At 63.0% G+C, this 12,656-nt stretch carries 14 protein-coding genes; 11 read left to right on the forward strand and 3 right to left on the reverse strand.

Going from position 1 to position 12,656, the window contains the following annotated elements:
- Positions 1 to 93: 93 nt before the first annotated feature.
- Complete coding sequence (locus EKH55_RS02185) at positions 94 to 1,110, reverse strand: polyprenyl synthetase family protein (protein ID WP_151610901.1); 1,017 nt, start codon at positions 1,108 to 1,110, stop codon at positions 94 to 96.
- Between the two features lie 112 nt (positions 1,111 to 1,222).
- Between EKH55_RS02185 and EKH55_RS02190 the strand changes: the two genes are divergently transcribed.
- The 5 genes from EKH55_RS02190 (at position 1,223) to EKH55_RS02210 (ending at position 4,579) form a co-directional block, all read left to right on the forward strand.
- Positions 1,223 to 1,444 carry a putative signal transducing protein gene (locus EKH55_RS02190; protein ID WP_069460353.1) on the forward strand — a complete coding sequence of 74 codons (222 nt, stop codon included), beginning with the start codon at positions 1,223 to 1,225 and terminating at the stop codon, positions 1,442 to 1,444.
- Between the two features lie 40 nt (positions 1,445 to 1,484).
- Entirely contained in the window at positions 1,485 to 2,273 is a 789-nt protein-coding gene (locus EKH55_RS02195; protein WP_427915834.1) for a tRNA1(Val) (adenine(37)-N6)-methyltransferase, read from the forward strand.
- Positions 2,274 to 2,348: 75 nt separating this feature from the next.
- Entirely contained in the window at positions 2,349 to 3,215 is an 867-nt protein-coding gene (locus tag EKH55_RS02200) for a S49 family peptidase (protein ID WP_069460354.1), read from the forward strand.
- 104 nt (positions 3,216 to 3,319) lie between these two features.
- Entirely contained in the window at positions 3,320 to 3,514 is a 195-nt protein-coding gene (locus EKH55_RS02205) for a hypothetical protein (RefSeq protein ID WP_069460355.1), read from the forward strand.
- Positions 3,515 to 3,619: 105 nt separating this feature from the next.
- Complete coding sequence (locus EKH55_RS02210; RefSeq protein WP_151610903.1) at positions 3,620 to 4,579, forward strand: glycine--tRNA ligase subunit alpha; 960 nt, start codon at positions 3,620 to 3,622, stop codon at positions 4,577 to 4,579.
- A gap of 32 nt (positions 4,580 to 4,611) precedes the next feature.
- On the opposite strand, the gene EKH55_RS02215 is transcribed toward EKH55_RS02210, so the two are convergent.
- On the reverse strand, positions 4,612 to 4,803 hold the full coding sequence (locus EKH55_RS02215) for a hypothetical protein (RefSeq protein ID WP_069460356.1): 192 nt from the start codon (positions 4,801 to 4,803) through the stop codon (positions 4,612 to 4,614).
- A gap of 327 nt (positions 4,804 to 5,130) precedes the next feature.
- Between EKH55_RS02215 and EKH55_RS02220 the strand changes: the two genes are divergently transcribed.
- The 6 genes from EKH55_RS02220 (at position 5,131) to EKH55_RS02245 (ending at position 11,927) form a co-directional block, all read left to right on the forward strand.
- Positions 5,131 to 5,679, forward strand: a complete 549-nt coding sequence (locus EKH55_RS02220; protein WP_069460357.1) for a LemA family protein — start codon at positions 5,131 to 5,133, stop codon at positions 5,677 to 5,679.
- A gap of 30 nt (positions 5,680 to 5,709) precedes the next feature.
- Positions 5,710 to 7,647 carry a DUF2207 domain-containing protein gene (locus tag EKH55_RS02225; protein ID WP_151610904.1) on the forward strand — a complete coding sequence of 646 codons (1,938 nt, stop codon included), beginning with the start codon at positions 5,710 to 5,712 and terminating at the stop codon, positions 7,645 to 7,647.
- Between the two features lie 93 nt (positions 7,648 to 7,740).
- On the forward strand, positions 7,741 to 9,906 hold the full coding sequence (gene glyS / locus EKH55_RS02230) for a glycine--tRNA ligase subunit beta (RefSeq protein ID WP_069460359.1): 2,166 nt from the start codon (positions 7,741 to 7,743) through the stop codon (positions 9,904 to 9,906).
- Positions 9,903 to 10,826 (forward strand): AraC family transcriptional regulator, encoded by a 924-nt coding sequence (locus tag EKH55_RS02235; protein ID WP_246231764.1) that lies wholly within the window; start codon positions 9,903 to 9,905, stop codon positions 10,824 to 10,826. Before glyS ends, EKH55_RS02235 begins: the two co-directional genes overlap by 4 nt.
- An 86-nt stretch (positions 10,827 to 10,912) precedes the next feature.
- Positions 10,913 to 11,293 carry a cupin domain-containing protein gene (locus EKH55_RS02240; RefSeq protein ID WP_069460360.1) on the forward strand — a complete coding sequence of 127 codons (381 nt, stop codon included), beginning with the start codon at positions 10,913 to 10,915 and terminating at the stop codon, positions 11,291 to 11,293.
- 136 nt (positions 11,294 to 11,429) lie between these two features.
- The gene (locus EKH55_RS02245; protein WP_151611930.1) at positions 11,430 to 11,927 is read left to right on the forward strand and encodes a 2-thiouracil desulfurase family protein; all 498 of its coding nucleotides are present in this window, start codon (positions 11,430 to 11,432) and stop codon (positions 11,925 to 11,927) included.
- Positions 11,928 to 12,040: 113 nt separating this feature from the next.
- Here the strand turns inward: EKH55_RS02245 and EKH55_RS02250 are convergent, their stop codons facing one another.
- Positions 12,041 to 12,541 (reverse strand): plant virulence effector HPE1-like domain-containing protein, encoded by a 501-nt coding sequence (locus EKH55_RS02250; protein WP_069460361.1) that lies wholly within the window; start codon positions 12,539 to 12,541, stop codon positions 12,041 to 12,043.
- Positions 12,542 to 12,656: the final 115 nt, after the last annotated feature.

Below are 12,656 nucleotides of genomic sequence, written 5' to 3' on the forward strand. Positions count from 1 at the left end.
TTGGAGGGTGCCGGACGCAAGTCTCGAAAAACAGAATGGCTTTTTTGGCGCAGCCCGGCAAGAAATTCCTCAAGGGAAACCCTGACCAGCCGGCTAGCTCACTCGATCGATGCAGAAATCGATCACCTCGGTGAGCGCAGCTTTCCAGGGGGAAGCGGTGAGGGGCGCGAGCGCATCGCGCGCGATCGTGCCGTAATGCTGGGCGCGCGCAATCGTATCGGTCAGCCCCCCGTAGCGGTGGATTAGCCCGAGTGCCTTTTCGAGATTGGCCCCATCACTGGCGCCACCTTCGATGGCTTCGCGCCAGAAGGCGCGGTCCTGCGGCGTGCCGCGTCGATAGGAAAGAATGACCGGCAACGTGATCTTGCCCTCTCGGAAGTCGTCGCCGACATTCTTGCCGAGATTAATCGACGATCCGCCATAGTCGAGTACGTCGTCGACGAGTTGGAAGGCAAGGCCGAGATTCATGCCGTAGGATTTCAGCGCGTTGCGATCGGCCTTGCTCGCAGCCGCAACAATGGGGCCGACCTCGGCGGCCGCGGCAAAGAGCGCAGCCGTCTTGGCGCGGATCACCTGCAGATAGTCGTCCTCAGTGGTCTCCATGTTTTTGGCCACGGACAACTGGAGAACTTCACCCTCCGCGATCACAGATGCGGCGGTTGAGAGCACATCGAGCGCATCCAACGAACCGACATCCACCATCATGCGGAAGGCCTGGCCGAGCAGGAAGTCGCCGACGAGCACGCTCGCCTGATTGCCCCAGATCGTCCGCGCCGTCGACTTGCCGCGCCTGAGATCGCTTTCGTCGACCACGTCGTCGTGCAGAAGTGTCGCCGTATGCATGAACTCGACGCTGGTCGCGAGCTTGACATGGGCGTCGCCGTCATAGCCGAACATCGAAGCGGCCGCGAGTGTCAGCATCGGCCGCAGGCGCTTGCCGCCCGAAGAAATCAGGTGGTTGGCGACCTCCGGAATCATCTGCACGTCGGAGCCGGCCTTCGAGAGAATAAGCTGGTTGACCCGCTCCATGTCGGACGCCGTGAGCCCGACGAGCGGCTTCACGGACGCCTGTTTGTTTTTGCCGTCTTCCAGCGGTATCACTACGCCCAACGCCCCGGACTCCTGTTTCTTGCTCGGTTGTGACAATAGTAAAGAGGTGGCTCGTGCGGCAAGAGGCGAATTGCCTCGCCCGCTGGAATTTGAAGGAGGAGACCCGATCGCGATGAAGGAACTGATCCGCACCAACGATGCCGTCCTTCTCTCCTTCGCAGAAAGTCTGATGAAGGACGCCGGCATCACCTGTTTCGTCGCCGATCGCGACATGAGCATCCTTGAAGGCTCGCTCGGCCTGTTGCCGCGGCGCTTCCTGGTGGCCGAGGAGGATGCCGAGCGGGCCCGGCGCATTCTGGTCGAAGCTGGCCTGGAAAAGGAACTGCGGCAGTGATCGAGGCATCTCCGCGGACCGGCCGCGATGCGCTGGCAGAATGGCGGCCATGACAACGCTGATCAAGGAAACCGTGGATGCGTTCCACCGAGGCGGCTTTCACCTGATCCAGCCGCTTGGCCAGGGGCATCGCTCCGGCATGGACGCAATGCTGCTTGCGGCCCTCGTTTCCTGCGAGGGTTCCTGCCGCGTCGCCGATCTCGGTGCAGGGGCGGGGGCGGCCGGCATGGCGGTCGCCTCGCGCGTTGCAACGGCTGAGGTGCTGCTCGTCGAACGCTCGCCGATCATGGCCGGCTTTGCCCGTCGCAGCCTTGCCTTGCCTGCAAATGCACATTTTGCGGGACGCGTCGCCGTTCTCGAGGCGGATGTGACGCTGACTGGCAAGGCACGCGTAGAGGCGGGCCTTGCCGATGACACCTTCGATCACGTCATCATGAACCCGCCCTTTAACGATGCCGCCGATCGCCGGACGCCGGATCGGCTGAAGGCCGAGGCCCACGCGATGAGCGACGATCTCTTCGAAACCTGGATCAAGACCGCGGGCGCGGTCATGAAGCCCGGGGGCCAGCTTTCGCTCATAGCCCGGCCGGAATCGATCGCCGAGATCATCGCAGCCTGTGGCCGCCGCTTCGGCGGCATCGAAATCACGCCGCTCCTGCCGCGCGCCGGCGAAAACGCCGTGCGTATCCTGGTGACCGCGATCAAGCAGAGCCGCAAGCGATTGGCGCTGCGCGCGCCGCTCGTGATGCACGGGGAGGGGACGCACCGTTTCTCCCCGGACGTCGACGACCTCAATAACGGCCGGACCGCCTATCCTCGCCGGCGATAAACGGTAAGCGTGGCATTGCGTTTGCTGCGGCAGTGCATACATGCAGGGACAAGTTTCGAATGAGCAGGAGTTGAAATGGCCGGGTTCTTGAAAAAATTGCTTCCGAGGCGTTTTCGCAAGGACGGGCAAACGATCCCGGCTATCCGGCTCCATGGCGCGATCATGGCCGGGGGCAGCCAGTTCCGTCCTGCTCTCAATCTCGCGACGGTGGCGCCGCTGCTCGAGAAAGCCTTCGCCGTCAAGGAGGCTCCGGCCGTAGCCATCTCCGTCAACTCGCCCGGCGGCTCGCCGGTGCAGTCGCGCCTGATCTACCAGCGTATCCGCGATCTCGCCGAGGAGAAGAAAAAGCGGGTCCTGATCTTCGTCGAGGACGTGGCGGCCTCGGGCGGCTACATGATTGCGCTTGCCGGCGACGAGATCATTGCCGATCCGAGTTCGATCGTCGGCTCGATCGGTGTCGTGTCCGGCGGGTTCGGTTTTCCGGAGCTGTTGAAGAAGATCGGCGTCGAACGGCGCATCTATACGGCCGGCGAGAACAAGGTGGTCCTCGATCCGTTCCAGCCGGAAAAGGAGCGGGACGTCGAGTTCTTGAAATCACTTCAGCTCGATATCCACGATACCTTCATCGAGATGGTCAAGGCCCGGCGCGGCACGCTGCTCAGCGACAATCCCGATATATTCTCGGGTCTCTTCTGGACAGGGCGTCGCGGGCGGGAGCTTGGCCTCGTCGATGGACTCGGTGACATGCGCGGAGAGGTGAAGAGGCGCTATGGCGAAAAGGCGCGGCTTGAACTCATCCAGCCGAGCCGCAGCCTCTTCGGACGGCGCCAGCCGGGGGCGGCGGTCGCGGGATCTCTCGCAGCCCCACTCGCCGCTTCTGCTGTAGCGGGACTTGTCGAGGCGATAGAAGAAAGGGCGCTATGGGCGCGTTTCGGGCTGTGATACCAAGGGCAGTAGATTTCGGTCGGTCCCGCACCGCCCGGCCAGGGAATCGCTGCACCTCCAGCTGGCATTCTGTCTGATCCGGGAGGCGCAGAGGAGGAAACATGCCGCAGATCATTCTGCTCTTGATCATCGCTGTTATCGCCTGGATCGGCTATCGCAAGTTCATCGCCGACGCCGAGCGGCTCGCGCGCCAGCGCGAGCGTTTGCGCCGTGAGCGCGAGAGCGGCGCCGACGGAACGCTCGTCAAGGATCCGAAGACCGGCGAATACCGCCTGAGGCGCGACGACGAGCGATAAATTGCCGCAGGCTGAGGCTTAGGCCGTGGATCGGCCAAGGCGCTTGACCCTAGTTCTCCGGCATGGCACCTGTCCCCGCACATGTCGAAGAATTCGGACGAACCCATGACCGCTGCCCCCCTCCCGGACCATATGAACCCGAAGCGCTCGTTCCAGGCTTTGATCCTGACACTGCACAACTATTGGGCCGACAAGGGCTGCGCGGTGCTCCAGCCCTATGATATGGAAGTTGGCGCCGGCACCTTCCATCCGGCGACGACGCTCCGCGCGCTCGGGCCGAAGCCGTGGCGCGCGGCCTATGTCCAGCCCTCGCGGCGTCCAGCCGACGGCCGCTATGGCGAAAATCCGAACCGGCTCCAGCATTATTATCAATATCAGGTGATCCTGAAACCCAACCCGTCCAATCTTCAGGAACTCTATCTCGGCTCGCTCGAGGCGATCGGTCTCGATCCGCTGCTGCACGATATCCGCTTCGTAGAGGACGACTGGGAAAGCCCGACGCTTGGTGCGTGGGGCCTTGGTTGGGAGTGCTGGTGCGACGGCATGGAAGTGTCGCAATTCACCTATTTCCAGCAGGTCTGCGGCATCGAGTGCTCGCCGGTTTCCGGCGAACTGACCTATGGCCTCGAGCGATTGGCGATGTACGTCCAGGGCGTCGACAATGTCTACGACCTCAATTTCAACGGCCGCGAGGGCGCAGAAAAGATCACGTATGGCGATGTCTTCCTGCAGGCTGAGCAGGAGTATTCGCGGTACAATTTCGAATACGCCAACACAGCGATGCTGCATCAGCACTTTATCGACGCGGAGAAGGAGTGCCTGGCGCTTCTTGCCGCCGGTGCGCCCAACGCCGGCAACGATCGCCTGCACAAATGCGTCTTGCCCGCCTATGACCAGTGCATCAAGGCGAGCCATGTCTTCAATCTTCTGGATGCGCGCGGCGTGATTTCGGTGACGGAGCGCCAGAGCTACATCCTGCGCGTGCGCACCCTCGCAAAGGCCTGCGGCGAAGCCTTCCTGCTGACCGATGCAGGCGGCGCGAATTGGAATCAGGAGGCAGCCTGACGGTTGCCAGGGTGCCGTTGGCCCGGCTGCGATCAGAGCAGATCGTCGTTTTCCATAGGGCGGGTCGGTTTCACGAGCGGAGAAGCGCCCGGCTGCAGCGCCCTGGCATAGGTCTCCAGCGCGCGGCGGACGCCGTCCGGCCTTTCGACCTCCTCTACGCCCGCATAGGTAGCGAAGAGCGCTGTAAAGGCGATCGCGTTGACGAGGGTCGCGAGCGGTTTCATCGGGGGACCTTTGCGTCCTGGCGTGCGGGTGGATCTACTATCCCCCACTTGCTGGTCCGGCGCCGTTACCGGGGATACAGGCCGGCAGGCAGTCGAAATTCGTCGGTCGACAGCAGCGCGGCGCATGCGGAATACCGCTCCCCTGGTGCCGCTTCGATGCGGGCGGTCGCCCTTGCGTCTCCCGTCGGAATGCAGTTGCGGCTGCCCGTGTGCTGCGCCCGAGAGTCGCGGCGGGCTCTTTGAAATTGCTGCAGGCTTTCATCCTAAATCGATTTGGATTCGAGGAATCATGCAGTAAGCTCCGGCGGGTGCAAAAGGAGGGTTCTCATGCTCGGGCTGGCAATCGGTGTCGCCGTGATCCTTTATCTTGTCTACGTCTACAACAGCCTTGTCAGGGCGCGGCAGATGACCCAGGAGGCCTGGTCCGGCATCGACGTACAGTTGAAACGCCGCGCCGATCTCATTCCCAATCTGATCGAGACGGTGAAGGGCTATGCGGCGCACGAGAAGTCGACGCTCGAGGAGGTGGTCGCACTTCGCAACCGGGCACAGGCCGTGCCGGAAGGCGACGTAGCCGGCCGGGCCGCGGTGGAGGGGGCGCTCTCGCAGGCGCTCGGCCGCCTCTTTGCGCTCGCTGAAGCCTATCCCGACCTGAAGGCCAACCAGAATTTCGCCGAACTGCAGCGTTCGCTGGAGACGATTGAAGGCGAGATCCAGATGTCCCGCCGCTATTACAACGGCGCTGCCCGCGACTTGAACGTGAAGGTCGAGAGCTTCCCGTCGAATCTGATTGCGAACCTATTCCGTTTTGCCCGGGCCGGTTACTTCGAGATCACCAACGAGGCGGATCGTGCTGTGCCGTCGGTCAGGTTCTGATTCGTATCGGGTGAGGAAGGGGGCATTGCTATGAGGCGGCTCTTGGCGGCGTTGGCGGTCGCACTGCCCCTTCTGGCGACGTCGCCCGCTGCAGCGGCAGAGATCATCTCCGCCTTTCATTCGGTGATCGACGTCGCCAGGGATGGCACGCTCACGATCACGGAAACGATCACGGCAAATGTCGAAGGCAGGGAGATCCGCCGCGGCATCTACCGCGATTTTCCGCTGACCTTCCTCGATGAGAATGGCCGCCGGGCCCGCGTGGACTTCAAGGTCCTTTCCGTCGAGCGCGACGGCGAGGAGGAGGAGCACCGCACGGAGGCGATCAGCGGCGGGATCCGCGTTTACACCGGTAAGGCCGACGTCTTCCTGCCGCATGGCGAACATACATTCCAGATCTCATACGAGACCGGACGCCAGATACGCTTCTTCGACGACCACGACGAACTTTATTGGAACGTGACCGGAACCGAGTGGATTTTTCCGATCGAGGAGGCAACTGCAACGGTGACCTTGCCGTCGGGGGTCAGGGCTCAGGCGCTCGACGTCTTCACCGGCGGCTACGGCGCCACCGGCAAGGATGCGCGCGTTGTGGAAGAGGGTGACGAGATATTCTTTGCGACCACGCGAAGGCTGCGTCCGCAGGAAGGATTGTCGATCGCGATCATGATGCCGAAGGGCAGTATCGACCGGCCGAGCGCTGGCCAGGAAAACATCTGGTGGCTACGCGACCGTCTGACACTGGTCATCGCCGCGGCAGGCCTCCTGCTCGTCACCCTCTATTACGGGCGTGCCTGGGTCCGCGTCGGCCGCGATCCCGCCCGTGGGGTCATGGTGCCGCGCTGGGATCCGCCGGACGGAATTTCGCCGGCTCTCGTCAACTATGTCGACAACAGGGGTTTTTCCGGTGAGGGATGGACAGCACTTTCTGCGGCCGTGCTCAACCTTGCTGTCAAGGGCTATGTCGTCCTCGACGATCTGAAGAATGCCATCGTCATCGCCGCCACCGGCAAGGGGGGCGTGGAGCAGCTGCCGACGGGTGAGGCGGCAGTGATGAAGGCGATCGCAGCGGCCAACGGCAGGCTTACGATCGATCGGGCGAACGGCAAAAAGGTCGAAGCGGCAGGGTCCGGTTTTCGCCGCGCGATGGAGCGCGAACACCGCGATAAATACTACCGCGCCAATACCGGATATATCATCGGTGGCGTCCTGATTTCGGTGGTTTCGCTGGGCGCACTGTTCATCTTTGGCGATCTCGGAGAGGACAAGATCCCTCTCGTTTTCGTTCCCGTCGTCTTCGCCATTCTTGTTTCGACCCTGGCGGTTTCATTCGGCAAATCACTACGGCGCGGGTCGAGCCTCGCGCGCCGCATTCTGTCGATCGTCGTGCTCGCCTTTATCGGTTTCGTGCTCTTCTCCGTCTTCTCGAGCATCCTGGCGGTCGTCGTGCTCTCTGCGAGCGAACCGGATGACCTGGCGCTGCTTTCCGCAATCGGCGGCATACTGCTCGTCAACTTGCTCTTCTTCTTCCTGATGGGGGCGCCGACGCCGCTCGGCACCCGCATGATGGATGGGATCGACGGTCTCAGGCAATATATGACGCTTGCCGAAAAGGATCGCTTGAACATGCAAGGCGCGCCGGAAATGTCGCCGCGGCATTTCGAGACGCTCTTGCCCTATGCGGTTGCGCTCGGCGTCGAGAAGCCGTGGACGGAGACGTTCGATCGCTGGCTGCTGGCCGCAGCAGGCGGTGCAGCCGCGGCCGCTGCCTATCAGCCGGCGTGGTATCACGGCGATTCCTTCAGTCCGGGGTCTTTCGCCGATACGATCGGCGATTTCGCCGGCTCCATGGCGGGTACGATGACGTCTTCGCTGCCGCCTCCGCCAAAGAGTGCGTCATCGGGCTTCTCGTCCGGCGGCGGCTTCTCCGGCGGTGGTGGAGGCGGCGGCGGTGGCGGCGGCTGGTAGAGTGCGCCGATTTCCTCACAGCACTTGATGACATTTTCTCCAGAGCTTGCTAAGTCCCGCGCCAACGGTCCGGAACATAACAAAGCTGAATTCATGCCCGATCTTCTTATCGAACTGCGCTCCGAAGAAATCCCTGCCCGCATGCAGCGCAAGGCGGCCGGCGACTTAAAGAAGCTGGTGACCGACGCCCTGGTCGGGGCTGGCCTAACCTATGAGGGCGCGCGCGAATACTGGACGCCGCGCCGGCTGACGCTCGACATTCGCGGCCTGAATGCCCGCTCCGCCGATGTCCGCGAGGAGCGCAAGGGGCCGCGCACCGATGCCAACGAGAAGGCGATCGAAGGCTTCCTGCGCGCCGCGGGTCTCTCCTCGATCAGTGAAGCGCATGTTCACAGCGATCCGAAGAAGGGCGAATTTTACGTCGCTCACATCGTAAAGCCCGGCCGCGCGGCAGAAGACATCATTGCCGATGTGATGCCGGCAATCATCCGAGACTTCCCCTGGCCGAAATCGATGCGCTCCGGCGCCGCTTCCGCCAGGGCGGGCAGCCTGCGCTGGGTGCGCCCCCTGCAATCGATCATCTGCACCTTCGGCGCAGAAACCGAAGAGACGAAGGTGATCCCCTTCGAGGTCGACGGCATCGTCGCCGGCAATGTCACCTACGGCCACCGGTTCCATGCGCCGGAGGCGATCAGCGTTCGTCGCTTTGCCGATTATTCCGAGCAGCTCGAAAAGGCGAAGGTCGTGCTCGATGCCGAACGCCGCAGACAGATGATCTCAGCGGACGCCCACAACATCGCCTTCGCCAACGGCCTCGAACTGGTAGAGGACGAAGGGCTGCTTGAGGAAGTTGCAGGTCTGGTCGAGTGGCCGCGCGTGCTGATGGGAAGCTTCGACGAGAGCTATCTGGAAATCCCTTCCGAAATCATCCGCCTGACGATCAAGACCAACCAGAAATGCTTCGTCACGCGGCGGCCCGGGGCGGAAAAGCTTTCCAACAAGTTCATCCTCGTTGCCAATATCGAAGCGCGCGACGGTGGCCAGGAGATCATCCACGGCAACGGCAAGGTCGTGCGCGCCCGCCTCTCCGATGCGGCGCATTTCTGGAAGCGCGACCAGGGCGATCTGCCGGACCTCGAAACGCTGGAAGCGCCGGCGGCGAAGCTTGCGCTTGATCTTGAAAAGCCGCTCGACCAGCGCATGGCGAAGCTCGATGCGCTGAACGTCACCTTTCATGCCAAGCTCGGAACCCAGGGCGAGCGCGTCGCCCGCATCCGCGCCCTGGCTGCCGCACTTGCCAAGATCACCGGAGCCGATGCAGCGCTGGTCGATCGCGCAGCCGTTCTCGCCAAGGCGGATCTACGCACCGAAGCGGTCGGGGAATTCCCGGAGCTTCAGGGCATCATGGGCCACAAATATGCTGCCTTGCAGGGCGAGGATCAGGCCGTCTCCAACGCGATCGAAGACCATTACAAGCCTCAGGGTCCTTCGGACCGCGTGCCGACCGATCCGGTATCGGTCACCGTCGCGCTTGCGGACAAACTCGATACGCTCGTCGGCTTCTGGGCGATCGATGAAAAGCCGACCGGCTCGAAGGATCCTTACGCACTACGCCGCGCCGCGCTAGGCGTGATCCGGCTCGTGCTCGAAGGAAAGGCACGTCTCCCAATGCTGCCCTTCTTCGATGTCGCCCTTGCAGGGCTCAAGGCTCAGCGGCCCGACATTGCCGGCGAGATCGGCGGGGACCTCCTCGCCTTCTTCCATGACCGGCTGAAGGTCTATCTACGCGACCTCGGGGCGCGCTACGACCTGATTGACGCGGTGCTGACGCCTGAGGCCGACGACCTGTTGATGATCGCCCGCCGCGTCGAGGCGCTGACGGCCTTCATCACGGCGGAGGAGGGCAAGAACCTGCTTGCCGGCACCAAGCGCGCGACGCAGATCCTTGCGGCCGAGGAGAAGAAGGGCACCGAGGTGGCCGCGAGAGTGGACGAGAAGCTCTTCCGGCTCGACGCCGAGCGCACGCTGCACGCTTCGATTATGATCGCCTCCGACGACGCGCGCCAGGCGATCGTCAAGGAGGACTTCCGCTCGGCCATGGAGGCGCTCTCCAAATTGCGCGAGCCGGTCGATGTCTTCTTCGACGACGTGCTCGTCAACGACGAGAATGTAGCGATCCGCGCCAACCGTCTGGCGCTGTTGGGCCTGATCCGCACGGCGACCGGCGAGGTCGCGGATTTCTCGAAGATCGCGGGATGACGTCGACAAGCGACGGGAGCGATCCTAACTCCCGCCGTATGACGAGCGACAATGCGAGCGCGGGCGCAGGTGTCATCGAGCCTCCGGGCCACGAGCGGGGCGGTGATTGGATTGCCGTTGCCGACGATGCCATCCCGTTCGAGCGTATCGAGGCCTTCTTTTCGGGGCGTGCCTACGAGCCGCACCGGCACGATACCTATGCCATCGGCCAGACCTTGTCCGGCGTTCAGAGTTTCCATTATCGCGGTGCCGAGCGGGCAAGCCTTCCTACCACGACGATGGTGCTGCACCCCGACGAAGTGCATGACGGCCAAGCCGGTAGCGAGGATGGCTTTCACTATCGCATGATCTACATCGAGCCGGCAGCCATCCAGAGCGTTCTCGGTGGTCGGCCGCTGCCTTTCATCAAGGGCGGGATCTCCTGCGATCCACACCTCTTCGCCGCGGTTCGCGCCTTGCTTCCGGCGACGGATGCCCGGATCGAAATCCTGGAATTCGAGGACGGCCTTTTCGAACTCGCCCGTGCGCTTGAAGTCGCCGGCGGCGGACCCGCGAAGGCTGGCCGCACGCTCGACTACCGCGCCTGCGAGCAGGTGCGCCTTTACCTCCATGACCTGCCCGGAGGCACTGTGACACTTGAGAGCCTCGAAACCATCAGCGGCCGCGATCGCTGGGGCCTCAGCCGCGACTTCCGCCGGCTTTTCGGCACGAGCCCCTATCGCTATCTGGTGCAAAGGCGCCTTGAGACGGTCAAAGTCCATCTGCGGCGGGGCGTCCCAGTTGCACAGGCCGCGCTCGTCGCGGGCTTTGCCGACCAGGCGCATATGAGCCGCCACTTCAAGAAGGCCTTCGGCGTCACCCCCGGACGATGGCTGCGCGTGGCGGGCATGCCTTCGGCTGTCGAAGCGGACCGAGCCTGAAACGGCTCTCTTCCTGCACGATCGTTCAAGACCGGTCGCAAGGCTCCTGCTGTTATTCCTGTCGGAAACAGCCTGAGGAAACAGCGATGAAATCAAACAGACCCGCCTATGCCCCGATAAACTTCGCAGACAAGCTGGCGCAGTTCACCGATCGATGGCAGCCGCGCGTGATCGCAGAGCTCAACGACTATCAGTTCAAGATCGTCCGCATTGAAGGCGACTTCATCTGGCACGATCACCCCGAGACGGACGAGGCCTTCATCGTGCTGGAGGGCGTCCTCCGCATCGATTTTCGTGATGGCGCGGTGACGCTCGGTCCGGGCGAAATGTACATCGTGCCGAAGGGCGTCGAACACAAACCCTTTGCAGCAAGCGAAGTGACGATGTTGCTCATCGAACCGCGTGGGACGCTGAACACCGGGGAGGTGGGCGGTGAGCGCACGACAGCGAATGATATCTGGATCTGACAGGGTTGACGTCCAGGTTCGGCGATCTCGCGCCCCTCCTTCAGCGGGTCATGCCGCTGGTTTCGTTGCCGCGGTATTTCTGACGGAATGAATCTTCTGTTGAAGAAGTCGGCGGTGGCCGTCTATGACGGACAGCATGATCGCAAGAATTCTCGTCAGTGCCTGTCTCATGGGGCATGCGGTGCGCTACGACGGCGTAGCGAAGCCGCTCCTTCATCCGGCCATCGAACGCTGGCGCGGTGAGGGGCGGCTTGTGGTCCTCTGTCCCGAAATGTCGGCAGGCATGCCGGTGCCGCGCCCGCCGGCGGAAATCGAGCCCGGCAGGACCGCTGGCGCAGTGCTTTCCGGCGATGCTCGCGTCCTCGAAAGGACCGGCGGGGATGTGACGGCCGCGTTTCGCGAGGCGGCTGAAAACGCGCTTGCTCTTGCGCGTCGGACGAATTGCCGCTTTGCGCTGCTTATCGATGGCAGCCCATCCTGCGGCTCAAGCTTCGTCCATGACGGGGGCTTCAGGGGCGCTCGGGTTTCCGGGGCGGGGGTGACGGCGGCGCTGCTCCGCGCGAACCGCATAGAGGTCTTTTCCGATCGGCAGATCGGCGAGTTGGCGGCGCGGATCGAGGAATTCGGTTCCTGACAAAAGATTACGCCCCTGCTTCTCTCAGGGGCGCAACCTTTTCGCCATTGCAGCGAAACGCCCGTCGGTCCTTGAACCTGGCCGATGGGGCAGGGAACTCAGTTTATATGGGTTCAATCTAGCCGAAGTGCGAAAGCGGACGGATCAAATTCTCGTGAAGTGCCCGCCATGGCCGCGCTCACCGGCTCGGTCCGCGTTGGGGTGCCGACCGCAGAGGTCTTCGTCGTCACGTCGATCGTCGCGGCGGGTGGTGTGGACGGGCTCGTTGAGGCATATGCCTGTTTCGTTTGATCCGCTTCGAGTGCCGCGGCCCTGATCGCTTCCTCCGACGCTTTGCTGACGAAGATCACCGGCGAGCCGCCGAGCCAGGCCTCCGTGCGGACCGACTTGAACTCCCCATGGATTTCCTTGAGCTCAACCCGGTCCGTTCCGGGCGCGAGCTCGGGCACGAGATAGGAGCTCTTCTTCTTCGGCTGTAGCGGAGGGCACTCGGCACAGGAGATCGTCGCGACGCTGGAATTAATGGCCTCGCCGGAGACCACGTCTTCGATCGAGGATGCTGCCGCTGTGCCGGCGGCGAAAAGGAGGGCGGCGGTGATCAGCAGGGAACGCATCGGTCTCTCCTCGCTAGCTCACGTGATCCAGGGTCTGCTTCAGATCATCGTGGTCGTTTCCGGCAGCTGGAGCGGGACGGGCGGGCAAACCGTGTATAGCTCTTCCCTCGCTTCA

The sequence above is a fragment of the Sinorhizobium alkalisoli genome (genome assembly GCF_008932245.1).
GTDB classification, from domain to species: Bacteria; Pseudomonadota; Alphaproteobacteria; order Rhizobiales; family Rhizobiaceae; genus Sinorhizobium; species Sinorhizobium alkalisoli.

What these genes read in the sequence shown, in the direction of transcription:
- EKH55_RS02190 (WP_069460353.1), top strand. Translation starts at nt 1,223, where the DNA reads ATGAAGGAACTGATCCGCACCAACGATGCCGTCCTTCTCTCCTTCGCA.
- EKH55_RS02195 (WP_427915834.1), top strand. Translation starts at nt 1,485, where the DNA reads ATGGCGGCCATGACAACGCTGATCAAGGAAACCGTGGATGCGTTCCAC.
- EKH55_RS02200 (WP_069460354.1), top strand. Translation starts at nt 2,349, where the DNA reads ATGGCCGGGTTCTTGAAAAAATTGCTTCCGAGGCGTTTTCGCAAGGAC.
- EKH55_RS02205 (WP_069460355.1), top strand. Translation starts at nt 3,320, where the DNA reads ATGCCGCAGATCATTCTGCTCTTGATCATCGCTGTTATCGCCTGGATC.
- EKH55_RS02210 (WP_151610903.1), top strand. Translation starts at nt 3,620, where the DNA reads ATGACCGCTGCCCCCCTCCCGGACCATATGAACCCGAAGCGCTCGTTC.
- EKH55_RS02215 (WP_069460356.1), bottom strand. Translation starts at nt 4,803, where the DNA reads ATGAAACCGCTCGCGACCCTCGTCAACGCGATCGCCTTTACAGCGCTC.
- EKH55_RS02220 (WP_069460357.1), top strand. Translation starts at nt 5,131, where the DNA reads ATGCTCGGGCTGGCAATCGGTGTCGCCGTGATCCTTTATCTTGTCTAC.
- EKH55_RS02225 (WP_151610904.1), top strand. Translation starts at nt 5,710, where the DNA reads ATGAGGCGGCTCTTGGCGGCGTTGGCGGTCGCACTGCCCCTTCTGGCG.
- glyS (WP_069460359.1), top strand. Translation starts at nt 7,741, where the DNA reads ATGCCCGATCTTCTTATCGAACTGCGCTCCGAAGAAATCCCTGCCCGC.
- EKH55_RS02235 (WP_246231764.1), top strand. Translation starts at nt 9,903, where the DNA reads ATGACGTCGACAAGCGACGGGAGCGATCCTAACTCCCGCCGTATGACG.
- EKH55_RS02240 (WP_069460360.1), top strand. Translation starts at nt 10,913, where the DNA reads ATGAAATCAAACAGACCCGCCTATGCCCCGATAAACTTCGCAGACAAG.
- EKH55_RS02245 (WP_151611930.1), top strand. Translation starts at nt 11,430, where the DNA reads ATGATCGCAAGAATTCTCGTCAGTGCCTGTCTCATGGGGCATGCGGTG.
- EKH55_RS02250 (WP_069460361.1), bottom strand. Translation starts at nt 12,541, where the DNA reads ATGCGTTCCCTGCTGATCACCGCCGCCCTCCTTTTCGCCGCCGGCACA.